This is a genomic window from Devosia naphthalenivorans (genome assembly GCF_003056355.1).
GTDB classification, from domain to species: Bacteria; Pseudomonadota; Alphaproteobacteria; order Rhizobiales; family Devosiaceae; genus Devosia; species Devosia naphthalenivorans.
Map to the genome: position 1 here is coordinate 13030 of NZ_PYVW01000009.1, position 12512 is coordinate 25541.

Genomic DNA, 12512 nt, shown 5'->3' on the forward strand with positions numbered 1-12512 from the left:
GTTCAAGCCGCCGCGTTGTCGAAGTCGGCATAGCCCTTGGCTTCAAGCTGAAGTGCAAGGGACTTGTCGCCGCTCTCGACGATCTTGCCGTCGGAGAAAACGTGCACGACGTCGGGGATGATATGGTTGAGCAGGCGCTGATAGTGCGTGATGACCAGCATGGAACGGCCGGCATTGCGCAGCGCGTTGACGCCCTTGGAGACGACCTGCAGCGCATCGATGTCGAGGCCGGAATCGGTCTCATCGAGGATGCACATCTTGGGCTGCAAGAGTGCCATCTGCAGCACTTCGGCGCGCTTCTTCTCGCCGCCGGAGAAACCGACGTTGAGTGGGCGCTTGAGCATATCGGTGTCGATGTGCAGGTCGGTGCCGGCGGTCTTGACGGCGCGCATGAAGTCTGGCGTCGAAAGTTCGCCTTCGCCGCGCGCCTTGCGCTGGGCGTTCATCGCGGCCTTGAGGAAGGTCATCGTGGCAACGCCGGGAATTTCGATGGGATACTGGAACGCCAGGAACAGCCCTGCGGCAGCGCGCTCGGCGGGCTCCATCTCCAGCAGGTTCTCGCCGTCGAGCAGCACTTCGCCTTCGGTAATCTCGTAGTCTTCCTTGCCGGCCAGCACATAGCTCAGCGTCGACTTGCCCGAACCATTGCGGCCCATGACGGCGTGAACTTCGCCGGGCGGAATGATGAGGTTCACGCCCTTGAGGATTTCACGATCTTCAATGCGGGCATGCAAATTGCGGATTTCAAGGATTGGGGTGGTCATCGTGCAGTCTCCAATTTCGGTGCCCTTGTCGCTTTGAGCGCCAGCAGAGCGGTGAACTTTTCAGTAGACCTCATCCTGAGCTTGTCGAAGGACGGGGTCGTGTCGGAATTTGTGGTTCCGACCCCGTGGTTCGACAGGCTCACCACGGGGCCTCATAAGGGGGCAGCGTTAGCCAACGCTTCCCTCAAGAGAGATCGAGATCAGCTTCTGCGTCTCGACCATGAACTCCATGGGCAGATGCTGCAGCACGTCGCGAACGAACCCGTTGACGATCAGCGCCACCGCTTCCTCTTCATTGAGGCCACGCTGCTGGCAGTAGAACATCTGGTCGTCCGAGATCTTGGACGTGGTCGCCTCGTGCTCGAACACCGCCGTGCCGTTGCGCGATTCGATATAAGGCACGGTGTGGGCACCGCATTTGTCACCGATCAGCAGCGAGTCGCACTGGGTAAAGTTGCGCGCGTTCTTGGCCTTGGCGTGCGCCGAAACCTGCCCACGATAGGTGTTGTCCGAGAAGCCGGCAGCGATACCCTTGGCGATGATGCGGCTGGACGTGTTCTTGCCCAGATGGATCATCTTGGTGCCACTATCGACCTGCTGGTAGCCGTTCGAAATGGCGATCGAATAGAACTCGCCGCGCGAACCGTCGCCACGCAGAATGCAGCTTGGGTACTTCCAGGTGATGGCCGAACCGGTCTCGACCTGGGTCCAGGAGATCTTGGAATTGACGCCTCGGCAATCGCCACGCTTGGTGACGAAGTTGTAGATGCCGCCCTTGCCGTCCTTGTCGCCGGGGTACCAGTTCTGGACCGTGGAGTACTTGATCTCGGCATTGTCGAGCGCGACCAGTTCCACAACCGCCGCGTGCAGCTGGTTTTCGTCGCGCATCGGGGCAGTGCAGCCCTCGAGGTAGCTCACATAAGAGTCAGCCTCGGCGATGATCAACGTGCGCTCGAACTGGCCGGTCTTCTTTTCGTTGATGCGGAAATAGGTCGACAGTTCCATGGGGCAGCGAACGCCCTTGGGGATGTAGACGAAAGAACCGTCAGTGAAGACCGCAGAGTTCAACGTGGCGTAATAGTTATCGGAAACCGGCACCACGGAAGCCAGGTACTTCTGCACCAGCTCGGGATATTCGCGGATCGCTTCGGAGATCGAGCAGAAGATGATGCCGACCTTGCTCAGTTCCTCGCGGAAAGTCGTGACCACGGAAACGGAGTCCATCACGGCATCAACCGCAACATTGGGGCGCTCGACGCCGGCCAGGATTTCGCGCTCGCGCAGCGGCACGCCCAGCTTGTCGTACATGGCGATCAGTGCCGGGTCCACCTCGTCCAGGCTCTTGGGCGCAGGCGAGGATTTTGGCGCGGCGTAATAATACATGTCCTGCAGATCGATCTGCGGATAGTGCACCTTGGCCCAGCTCGGCTCGGTCATGGTCAGGAAGCGGCGATAAGCTTCCAGACGCCATTCCAGCATCCACTCGGGCTCGTTCTTCTTGGCCGAGATGAAGCGAACGGTATCCTCGCTCAGGCCCTTGGGGGCCATGTCGGATTCGATATCGGTCTCGAAGCCATACTTGTACTTGTCGACATCGAGCGCCAGGACGGAGTCCACGGTTGCGCGATCGATGTTGTCCTTCAGCGTCGGGATATCGTCATAGTCGGCCATTGCGGCTTCTCCTTTTTGCCCGGCGGCGATTCAAGGTCGCCGCGAGCCTTCTAAAACTGCAGCCCTCTAGGCTGCCTGCCCTTGCCGCGCCCGCTGGCGCTCAAGGATCGATTGGTAACCGGCGACAAACGCGTCAACGTCGTCGGCTGTAGAATTCCAGCCCAGGCTCACGCGCAGGGCGCACTCGGCAAGCTCGGGCGCAACGCCCATCGCAGCAAGCACATGGCTCGGGCCAACCTTGCCGGACGAGCAGGCTGAGCCCGACGAAACGGAAAGACCCAGCAAATCCAGAGCCATCATCGCCGTGGCGTTCTTGACACCCGGCACGGCGAAATTGGTCACGTTGCCAAGCCGTTCGCCGCCGAAGATCACCAGATCCGGTGACAGGGCTACAAGCCCTGCCTCGAGCCGCGCGATCAGTGCCGGCACATCCGTACCCGAGTAGCGGCCTGCGATGGCTGCGGCGGCCGCGCCAAATGCCGCAATCAACGCTGCAGCCTCGGTGCCGCCACGACGGCCTTGTTCCTGCCCACCGCCTGGGATGAGCCGGACGAGGTCCGCATGCGACTTGACCAGCAGGGCACCGACGCCCGCCGGCGCACCGATCTTGTGTCCGCTCACAGCCATCATATCGGGAGCCGAAGCCGCAAAATCCAGTTCCAGCTTCCCGAAAGCCTGCACGGCATCGATAAACAGCGTGTGACGGGTCGGACCAACCAGCGCATTGATCCGTCCGACCGGCTGCACCACACCGGTCTCGTTGTTCACCCAGTGCAGCGCGACCAGCAGATTGCCATCGGCTTGCGCAACCACTTCGGCCAACTGATCGAGGTCGATACTGCCGTCCGCCAGCAAGCCCACGGTGATCACAGGCAACCCTGTAGCTTCCGCAGCCTTGGCAACCGCGGCATGCTCGCCCGCGCTGATGACCACTGCCGTTGAGCCAAAAACCCTGGCACCGCCCACGATCGCCTGGGTAATCGCCTCGGTCGCGGAACCGGTAAACACAACCTGCTTGCGCTCGGCACCCGCCAACGCGGCAACCTGCCCACGTGCCGTTTCCAGGACGTTGCGCAGGGCCCGACCATGCGAGTGGACCGAAGACGGATTTCCCGTCAGCGCCAAAGTGGAGACGAGCGCTTCACGCGCCTCCGGCAAGAGCGGGGACGCGGCGTTATGATCAAGGTAGATCGCCGGTCTGGTCATCGAAGTCCTGTGCGGCGCATGCGCGCCATTCATACCTTCCATGCCCGAAGCCGGGCGCTGCGACGCCACCGACTCCAAACACTTCTTGAAATTTGACGCCCAACTTCATTACAAGGGGCGCTCTTGCTGGCCATTACACGGCCAAAAACCGAGTTTCGAATTATTCTAAACTAGATTTGCGCCCCTGTTTTAGGGATGGGCACTGGCTTAGTCAAGCCGCCAGAACCTCCCGGCATGGTCGCAAAGTCTCACCAACAGAGCCAACAAGGCCGGAAGAACAAGACCATGCCAGAAGTGATTTTCAACGGGCCCGAAGGCCGTCTGGAAGGCCGCTACCAGCCAGGCAAGGAGCCGAACGCTCCGATCGCCATTGTACTGCATCCGCACCCGCAATTCGGCGGGACGATGAACAACCAGATCGTCTATAATCTCTTCTACATGTTCGCCCAGCGCGGTTTTGCGGTGCTGCGCTTCAATTCGCGCGGCGTGGGGCGCAGCCAGGGCCTGTTCGACCATGGCGTGGGCGAACTGTCCGACGCCGCAGCGGCGCTCGATTGGCTGCAGGTCATCAATCGCGAGTCGCGCGGCTGCTGGATCGCCGGCTTCTCGTTTGGCGCCTGGATCGGCATGCAGTTGCTGATGCGCCGTCCGGAAGTTGAAGGCTTCATTTCGGTGGCCCCACCAGAGAATCTTTATGACTTCTCGTTCCTGGCGCCCTGCCCCTCCTCGGGCCTGATCATCCATGGTGACAAGGACCGCGTGGCGCCCCCGACCTCGGTGCAGAAGCTGGTCGACAAGCTCAAGACCCAGAAGGGCATCACCATCGAGCAGCAGATCGTGGAAGGGGCCAACCACTTCTTCGAAGGCAAGATCGATGATCTGACGACGCGTTGCGCCGACTATCTCGACCGTCGCCGGCAGGAGATCGCCGCCGGCGGCGGGCGCTAGGTTCCAGGCGCAGACACCGCGATCAAGTTCCACCCACGGTATCATTCCCGCGAAAGCGGGAACCTCCGTTTCTCTTTCGGTGGTCCCTAAACAGGTGTTCCCGCTTTCGCGGGAATGACCCTGTGGTGGGACTCACGTTTGGATCGCACTCCATGACCAAGTTCAAATCCGATTTCCTGCGCGTTCTGGACGAGCGCGGCTTCATCCACCAGATCTCCGACCCCGAAGGGCTCGATGCACTCGCCCTCAAGGGACCGATCAGCGGCTATGTCGGCTATGACGCCACGGCGACGTCGATCCATATCGGCAACCTGATCAGCGTCACCATGCTCTATTGGCTGCAGGAAACCGGCCACAAGGCGATCAGCCTGATGGGCGGCGGTACCTCGATGGTGGGCGATCCTTCGTTCCGCGACGATCAGCGCAAGCTGCTGACCGTGGAGCAGATCGCGACCAATATCGAGAGCATCAAGAAGGTCTACGGCAATATCCTCAACTATGAAGGCTCCAACCCTGCCATCATGGTGAACAATGCCGATTGGCTGCTGAAGCTGAATTATGTCGAGTTCCTGCGCGATGTGGGCCGGCACTTCTCGGTCAACCGGATGCTCAGCTTTGATTCGGTGAAGCTGCGGCTCGACCGCGAGCAGTCGCTGAGCTTCCTCGAATTCAACTACATGATCATGCAGGGCTATGATTTCACCGAGCTCAACCGGCGCTATGGCACCGTGTTGCAGATGGGCGGCTCGGACCAGTGGGGCAACATCATCAATGGTGTCGACCTCAACCACCGCATGGGTGGCGAGCAGCTTTATGCGCTGACCACGCCGCTGCTGACAAAGTCCAGCGGCGAGAAGATGGGCAAGTCAGCGTCGGGCGCCGTGTGGCTCAATGGCGACCTCTTTAGCCCCTATGATTTCTGGCAGTATTTCCGGAACACCGAGGACGCCGATGTCGGCAAGTTCCTCAAGATCTTCACCCGGCTGCCGCTGAGCGAGATAGCCAAGCTCGCAGCATTGGGTGGCAACGAGGTCAACGAGGCCAAGAAGGTGCTGGCAACTGAGGTCACCGCCATTGTGCATGGCCGGGCGGCAGCAGAAGAGGCTGCCCATACGGCTCGTCAGACGTTTGAGTCGGGAGCAATCGATCTGTCCCTGCCGACCGCCACGGTTACGCATGCCGAACTTTCAGGCGGCGTTGGAATCCTGGCCGCACTGGTGACTGCCGGCTTGGCCGGTTCCAACGGCGAAGCGCGCCGGCACGTGCAATCCGGTGCTGTACGGGTGAACGATGCGGTTATCGAAGATGACAAACTCAGCCTAGGCGAAAACGCGCTGCTGTCAGAGGGCGTAATCAAGCTGTCCGTAGGCAAGAAGCGCCACGCGCTAATCAAGCCGGTCTGATACCGGCCATTGGCTCTGGGGTGCCCAAGCCACCGTTGCTGCCCGCGGACTTGATCCGCGGGCCACTCCTAGCGCAGCACAAGCGGCCAGAGACCCCCGGATCAAGTCCAGGGGAAGCAACAGTGGTTGGGAGTAATCGGGGAGCTACAGCTAAGAGCGCGGCAATCAGAAGGCACTACGCGCCCACGTGCTAGTGCCTCGTCACCTCGCTCAGCGCCGCGGCAATGTGTTCCCATTCAGAACTTACGCTTGCCGTTGCGCGACGCTTGTTGGCGCGGCGATACCAATAATCGGCATTGCCCATATCGGCTTCGATCCAGTGCATCAGGGCGTGGACCCAATCGAAAGCCTGAACGCCTTCCATAGCCTGCACGATGACATGGGCCTGCTCCCATTCGGGGCCAACTCGGAAATTTCCCTTCTTGAGCCACCAGAGTGCCTGCAGTGGCTTGCTCATGTCCTTGGGTGGTTCGGACCAGTCGAGTGAGGTGAAGATGTCAGAGGCCATCGGCAAAACCCTTGTAGGCCCGGACGCCGCCCGCGGCGAAGTCACTACCAATTTCAATTTGTGCATGGACGCCAGATAAGGCGGATCAGCGCCACGATCAAGTGGCGCTGAATGAGCCGGTCACCACCAGGGCTTGGGCGAGAAGTCCATATCGGCGTTGCGCTCGATAACGCGAGCAGCGGCAAAGAGCGTTTCTTCATCGAACGGCTTGCCGATCAACTGCAAGCCCAGGGGAAGCCCCTGCCCGTCCTTGCCGGCGGGAACTGCGATGCCCGGCAGGCCCGCCATGTTCACGGTAACGGTGAAGATGTCGTTGAGATACATCGCCACAGGATCGGCCGCCAGAGCCTCGTCGCCGATGCCAAAAGCCGCCGAAGGCGTTGCCGGCGTCAGGATGGCGTCGACACCAGCATTGAATGCGTCTTCGAAGTCCTTCTTGATCAGCGTGCGTACCTTCTGTGCCTTGACGTAGTAGGCGTCGAAATAACCAGCGGAGAGCACATAGGTGCCGATCATGATGCGCCGCTTCACCTCACGGCCGAAACCGGCGGCGCGGGTGAGTTCGTACATGTCGGTGATGTCCTTGCCCGACACGCGAAGCCCGTACTTTACGCCATCATATCGAGCCAGGTTGGACGAAGCCTCTGCCGGTGCCACGATGTAGTAGGCGGGCAGCGCGTATTTCGTGTGCGGCAGGGAGATGTCCTTGACGGTCGCGCCTTCGGCTACCAGCCAATCAAGCCCCTGCTTCCAAAGCGTCTCGATTTCAGCCGGCATGCCCTCCATCCGGTACTCGCGCGGAATACCGATGGTGAGGCCCTTTACGCCCCGCTCGACGGCAGCGGCGAAATCGGGAACCGCCATGTCGACGCTGGTCGAATCCTTGGGATCAAACCCGGACATCGACGTCATCAGCAAGGCTGCGTCCTCTACGGTACGTGCGATCGGCCCCGCCTGGTCGAGCGAGGATGCAAAGGCCACCGTACCCCAACGCGAGCAGCGGCCATAGGTTGGCTTGATCCCTACAGTGCCGGTAAAGGCAGCTGGCTGGCGGATCGAACCACCGGTATCGGTGGCTGTCGCCCCCGCGCAGAGCCAAGCCGAAACAGCGGCCGCGGAACCGCCCGAGGAGCCACCGGGAACCAGATTGGCATTGCTGCCTTCAGCGCGGAACGGGCTGACGACCGGGCCATAATAGGAGGTCTCGCTGGATGATCCCATGGCGAACTCATCCATATTGAGCTTGCCGAGCATCACGGCGCCATCGCGCCAGAGATTGCTGGTGACCGTCGATTCGTATTCAGGTTTGAAGCCATCCAGAATGTGGCTGGCCGCCTGGGTGTGGACACCCTTGGTGGCGAACAGATCCTTGATGCCCAGCGGAATGCCCTCGAGCGAGCCGCCCTGTCCCTTTGCCAGCTTCCCGTCGCTGGCCTTGGCCATCTCAATCGCCTGGTCAGCGGTTACCGCGACATAGGCATTCAAGCTCGGATTGGCTGCTTCAATAGCGCCGAGATAGGCGCTGGTGAGTTCGGTCGAGGTGAAGCTCTTGTCGACAAGCCCCTTGCGGGCGTCGGCCAGGCTCAGCTTTGTGAGGTCAGTCAATGGAAATCTCGCTCAGATTGTGCAGCGGTAGCAGGTGCTTTCATCGGATTGATGGTCAGCGTCACGCCGGCTGCTCTGTTTGCAAAGGCAATTCGAAGAAGGCGGACCATTCGCTATCGGGGTAGTCGAGGAACGGTCCACGCGGCTTGAAGCCGCTACGGGTATAAAGCCGGTGGGCCTCGGCCATCCCGTCACCGGTACCGGTTTCCAGCATCAACATGGGCAGGTTCTTTTCACGGGCCAGAGCAACAATGGCCTGCAGAAGCGCCGATCCAACACGCTGACCGCGCGCTTGTGGATCGGTAAACATGCGCTTGACCTCGCCCAGTTCAGCCGAGTGGGCTTTTAGTGCGCCCATGCCAACGGCCTTGCCGGCTTCATCCCGTGCAACGAACAGCGTCGTATGCGGCTCGGCCATCTGCTCGACCGTCATCTTGAACTGGAATTCGAGCGGCGACAGCGGCAGCAGATGATCGTTCAGCTGCGCGACCAGCCCGCGCACGTCGTCCTGCAGGGGCGTTTCGATGGAAATGGAGACGGCCAATTATTCGACCACCTTGGGCACCATGAAGAAATTGTCTTCCGACAGTGGCGCATTGCTGACGATCTTTTCGGCAAAGCCACCATCGGTGATCAGGTCGTCCCGGCGGCGCAAGGTCATTGGCGTAACCGAAGTCATCGGCTCAACGCCTTCGACATTCACTTCCTGCAGCTGCTCGACGAAACCCAGAATGGCATTCAGCTCGCCCTGGTAGCTGGCGATCTCGTCTTCCTCGATGCGAATGCGGGCCAGGCGCGCCATGCGCTTCACGGTTGCGGCGTCGACAGACATGAGAAACTCCAGAAACAGCGGCTCGTTTGCGGAGGTTATTAGCAACCGCTCGTGCAAAAAGACAATGAAAATGGCTGATAAGCCGGATTAGACTTCCAAAGCCATCCCCGCTTCAAGCGCTACAAGTCCCGAGCCGTCCAGATGATCCCGCAGACGCGGCACGGCATCATCGATAGCCGCTTCGTTGCCGGCCAGCGCCAGCAAGCGCGGGGACCTCTCATCGAGCAGCGCCCGACCGAGATCAACCAATTGCCCACCGCCTCCGAAAAGCACCACGATTGCACCCTCGACCCAACGTCCAAGCGGCGGCACGCTGTGTGGAATTAGCAAAAGCGGCGCTTCGCCCAAAGCTTCGATCAGAATCGCGCCGGACTCATTTGACCAAGCATCTACTGAAGTTTCCTCAGTCTCATCCAGCAGACGACCAACCTTCCGGGGGCGCCAGTTGGAGAAGTCGACGGACCGAAGTTCCCCCGCCTTGATCACCCGATCAGCACCCGAAAGCAGTTCCGCCCTATCGACAGCCGCCGGCGCGCCATCCGGATCCACAACCAGAATCACCCCGCCGATATGCACCCGAACAGTCGTGCCGCCAAACCAGGTGAGTTTCATTGCTGCTTTCCTGTCGCCAAACTGGCGCGTACCCTATAGGACGGCTTCATTGTGGCAAGCGAGCTCCCCGTGACAGACGACTACGCCAATCCTCTCGAGCTCATCCCGGCAACGGGGAAAATCCTCGGCCTTGATCTGGGGACGAAAACCATCGGCGTGGCGGTGTGCGATGCCATGCGCTATTCGGCCAGCCCGCTGGAGACGATCAAGCGCACCAAGTTCACCAAGGATGCCGAGCGAATCGATCAGCTCATTACCGAAAACCAGATCGTCGCCATCATTCTCGGCTTGCCACTGAACATGGATGGGTCTGAGGGGCCGCGGGTACAATCGACGCGCGCCTTCGCCCGCAGCCTTGCCCAACGCATCACCATCCCCATCGCGTTCTGGGACGAGCGGCTTTCGACTTCGGCCGTCACGCGAATGATGATCGAAGCAGATCTGCGCCGCGACCGACGAGCAGAGGTGGTGGACAAGCTGGCCGCCAGCTACATCCTGCAGGGTGCGCTGGACCGGTTACGCAGGGGATAATTCAACAAATTGTTGAATAGCGCCGGGTGCTCCGATAGACCGCAGCAAACGTCAGGGACGGGAGCGCATGGCCCACACACGCGCGGCGACAGCCTCAACCACGCCTGCCGGTTCATCCGGCGATTTTCCACCCTTCAATCAGAAGCATCTGCTCTCCATTGCTGATCTGAAGCAGCACGAGATCATCGACCTGTTGGACCGGGCAGAGCGAATGGTTCCCGTCAGCCGGCAGGAGCGCAAGTCGCACCCTACCCTTTCGGGTAAGACGCAGATCAACCTGTTCTTCGAATCCTCCACGCGCACGCAGGGATCATTCGAGATCGCCGGCAAGCGGCTTGGCGCGCTGGTCATGAACATGTCGGTCAAGACCAGCTCCGTCAGCAAGGGCGAGACGCTGATCGACACGGCGGCAACGCTCAATGCCATGCGCCCCGATGTCATCGTGGTGCGCCATTCGGCGGCAGGCGCGGTGGAACTGTTGAGCCAGAAGGTCGGCTGCTCGGTGATCAATGCCGGCGACGGTGCGCATGAGCATCCAACGCAGGCGCTGCTCGACGCCCTGACCATCCGCAACCACAAGGGCCGCATCTCAGGCCTGACCGTCGCCATTTGCGGAGACATCGCCAATTCGCGGGTGGTGCGCTCCAATTTGCTGTTGCTGGGCGCCTTGAATGTGCGCACGCGCGTCATCGCGCCCCGTAATCTGCTTCCCGCCGGCATCGAGCACCTCGCGACCGAAGTCTTCACCGACATGCGAACGGGCCTCAAGGACGTTGACGTGGTGATGATGCTGCGGCTGCAGCACGAGCGGGCCAACGGCAAGATGATCCCGTCCGTGCGCGAATATTACCGCTTCTATGGCCTCGACGCCGAAAAGCTGGCCTATGCCAAACCGGACGCTATCGTTATGCACCCGGGTCCTATGAATCGGGGCGTCGAGATCGATCCCGCTATCGCTGACGGCCCCGCCTCGGTGATCACCGATCAGGTCGAGATGGGCGTTGCCGTGCGCATGGCGGTGCTTGATGCGCTGGTTTCGGGAGACGCCTCATGAGCCGGCCGCTGCTGATCGAGAATGCCCGGATCGTCGATCCAGCTTCCGGCAAGGATGCGCCCGGCGCCGTGCTGGTGGTAGACGGCGTGATCGCCGAGGTAGCGTTTGGCGCACCGATTGGCGTTCCCGAGGGCGCCGAGGTCGTCGATGCCAAGGGGCTGATTCTCGCGCCCGGCCTGATCGACATGCGCGTATTCACCGGCGAGCCCGGCAAGGAATATCGCGAGTCGCTGCAATCGGCCAGCGACGCGGCGGCAACCGGCGGCGTCACGAGCTTTGTGATGATGCCCGACACGACGCCGGTGGTGGACGACGGCGCACTGGTGGATTTCCTGATCCGCCGCGCCAAGGCGACCAGCAAGGTCAATGTCCTCCCCGCGGCGGCGATGACCAAAGGGCTGGGCGGCCAGGAAATGACCGAGTTCGGCCTGTTGCAGGAGGCCGGTGCCGTTTGCCTCACCGATGGCCGGCAGTCGATCCAGTCCAGCTCCATGCTGCGTGCGGTGATGAGCTACGCGGCCAATTACGGCCTCACCGTCATGCACCACCTGTCGGACAAGAGCCTGACCGGCGACGGAGTAATGAACGAGGGGCTATTCGCAACGATCCTTGGGCTCAAAGGCATTCCGCGCGAAGCCGAGACCATTCCGCTGGCGCGGGACCTGCAACTGGCGGCGCTCACCGGGGTCAAGTATCACGCGGCGCAGATATCCTGTGAAGCCTCCATCGAACTCCTCGCCGCAGCCAAGAAGCGCAACCGCAACGTCACCGCTGGTGTGTCGATCAACAACCTGGCGCTGAACGAGAACGACATCGGCCGCTATCGCACCTTCTTCAAACTATCGACGCCGCTACGATCGGAATATGAGCGTCAGGCCGTCATCGAAGGACTGCGCAACGGCACGATCGACACCATCCATTCCGACCATGATCCGCAGGACACCGAGGTCAAGCGCCAGCCGTTCGCCGAAGCATCCGACGGCGCGATCGGACTGGAAACCCTGCTCGCCGCCGCGCTGCGGCTGGTTCATTCGGGCGATGTGGATATCCTCACCGTCTTGCGGGCAATGACCAGCCGGCCCGCCGAGATCCTGGGCCTGCCATCTGGCCGAATCGCGCAAGGCGCACCCGCCGACCTGATCCTGTTCGATCTGGACTATCCGTGGCACGTCAGCGAGTGGGAAATCCGCTCCCGGTCACGCAATACGAGCTTTGAAGGCGCGCGGCTTGCTGGCAAGGTGATGCGAACAATAGTGGGCGGCGAAACCGTTCACACCCATGCCGAGGAGAACCAGGGCCATGAGTGATTCGCTTGCGTCGATGTTTGCGCCCTGGTTGCTGGGCGGCTCGCTCGTTCCCGGCCTGATCATAACCGTGC

13 protein-coding genes are annotated in these 12512 nt (G+C 61.1%); 5 read left to right on the forward strand and 8 right to left on the reverse strand.

Annotated elements, in window-relative coordinates; translation table 11 throughout:
• Nucleotides 1-2: 2 nt before the first annotated feature.
• The 3 genes from sufC to C8264_RS12300 form a co-directional block, all read right to left on the reverse strand.
• Complete coding sequence (sufC, locus tag C8264_RS12290) at nucleotides 3-752, reverse strand: Fe-S cluster assembly ATPase SufC (protein ID WP_108461414.1); 750 nt, start codon at nucleotides 750-752, stop codon at nucleotides 3-5.
• A gap of 180 nt (nucleotides 753-932) precedes the next feature.
• Nucleotides 933-2435, reverse strand: coding sequence for a Fe-S cluster assembly protein SufB (gene sufB / locus C8264_RS12295; protein WP_108461284.1), 1503 nt, complete (start codon nucleotides 2433-2435; stop codon nucleotides 933-935).
• 66 nt (nucleotides 2436-2501) lie between these two features.
• Entirely contained in the window at nucleotides 2502-3641 is a 1140-nt protein-coding gene (locus C8264_RS12300) for a cysteine desulfurase family protein (protein WP_108461415.1), read from the reverse strand.
• A gap of 285 nt (nucleotides 3642-3926) precedes the next feature.
• On the opposite strand from C8264_RS12300, the gene C8264_RS12305 reads away from it, so the two are divergent.
• Nucleotides 3927-4589 carry an alpha/beta hydrolase gene (locus tag C8264_RS12305; RefSeq protein WP_108461285.1) on the forward strand — a complete coding sequence of 221 codons (663 nt, stop codon included), beginning with the start codon at nucleotides 3927-3929 and terminating at the stop codon, nucleotides 4587-4589.
• 152 nt (nucleotides 4590-4741) lie between these two features.
• Complete coding sequence (tyrS, locus tag C8264_RS12310; RefSeq protein WP_108461286.1) at nucleotides 4742-5992, forward strand: tyrosine--tRNA ligase; 1251 nt, start codon at nucleotides 4742-4744, stop codon at nucleotides 5990-5992.
• A gap of 190 nt (nucleotides 5993-6182) precedes the next feature.
• Here tyrS and C8264_RS12315 read toward each other — a convergent pair whose 3' ends face one another.
• The 5 genes from C8264_RS12315 to C8264_RS12335 all read right to left on the reverse strand — a co-directional run bounded on the left by C8264_RS12315 (nucleotide 6183) and on the right by C8264_RS12335 (nucleotide 9549).
• A complete protein-coding gene (locus tag C8264_RS12315; RefSeq protein ID WP_205245673.1) occupies nucleotides 6183-6500 on the reverse strand; it encodes a hypothetical protein in 318 nt (105 codons plus the stop codon).
• A gap of 120 nt (nucleotides 6501-6620) precedes the next feature.
• The gene (gene gatA, locus C8264_RS12320) at nucleotides 6621-8105 is read right to left on the reverse strand and encodes an Asp-tRNA(Asn)/Glu-tRNA(Gln) amidotransferase subunit GatA (protein WP_108461288.1); all 1485 of its coding nucleotides are present in this window, start codon (nucleotides 8103-8105) and stop codon (nucleotides 6621-6623) included.
• Between the two features lie 61 nt (nucleotides 8106-8166).
• Entirely contained in the window at nucleotides 8167-8649 is a 483-nt protein-coding gene (locus C8264_RS12325) for a GNAT family N-acetyltransferase (RefSeq protein ID WP_108461289.1), read from the reverse strand.
• A complete protein-coding gene (gene gatC / locus C8264_RS12330; protein WP_108461290.1) occupies nucleotides 8650-8937 on the reverse strand; it encodes an Asp-tRNA(Asn)/Glu-tRNA(Gln) amidotransferase subunit GatC in 288 nt (95 codons plus the stop codon).
• 87 nt (nucleotides 8938-9024) lie between these two features.
• Nucleotides 9025-9549, reverse strand: coding sequence for a hypothetical protein (locus tag C8264_RS12335; protein WP_108461291.1), 525 nt, complete (start codon nucleotides 9547-9549; stop codon nucleotides 9025-9027).
• Between the two features lie 69 nt (nucleotides 9550-9618).
• Here C8264_RS12335 and ruvX point away from each other — a divergent pair, with 69 nt between their 5' ends.
• The 3 genes from ruvX to pyrC all read left to right on the forward strand — a co-directional run bounded on the left by ruvX (nucleotide 9619) and on the right by pyrC (nucleotide 12441).
• A complete protein-coding gene (ruvX, locus tag C8264_RS12340) occupies nucleotides 9619-10080 on the forward strand; it encodes a Holliday junction resolvase RuvX (RefSeq protein ID WP_108461292.1) in 462 nt (153 codons plus the stop codon).
• A 67-nt stretch (nucleotides 10081-10147) separates the two neighbouring features.
• Entirely contained in the window at nucleotides 10148-11134 is a 987-nt protein-coding gene (locus C8264_RS12345) for an aspartate carbamoyltransferase catalytic subunit (RefSeq protein ID WP_108461293.1), read from the forward strand.
• A complete protein-coding gene (pyrC, locus tag C8264_RS12350; protein ID WP_108461294.1) occupies nucleotides 11131-12441 on the forward strand; it encodes a dihydroorotase in 1311 nt (436 codons plus the stop codon). The genes C8264_RS12345 and pyrC overlap by 4 nt, the downstream gene beginning before the upstream one ends.
• The last annotated feature ends 71 nt before the right edge of the window (nucleotides 12442-12512 follow it).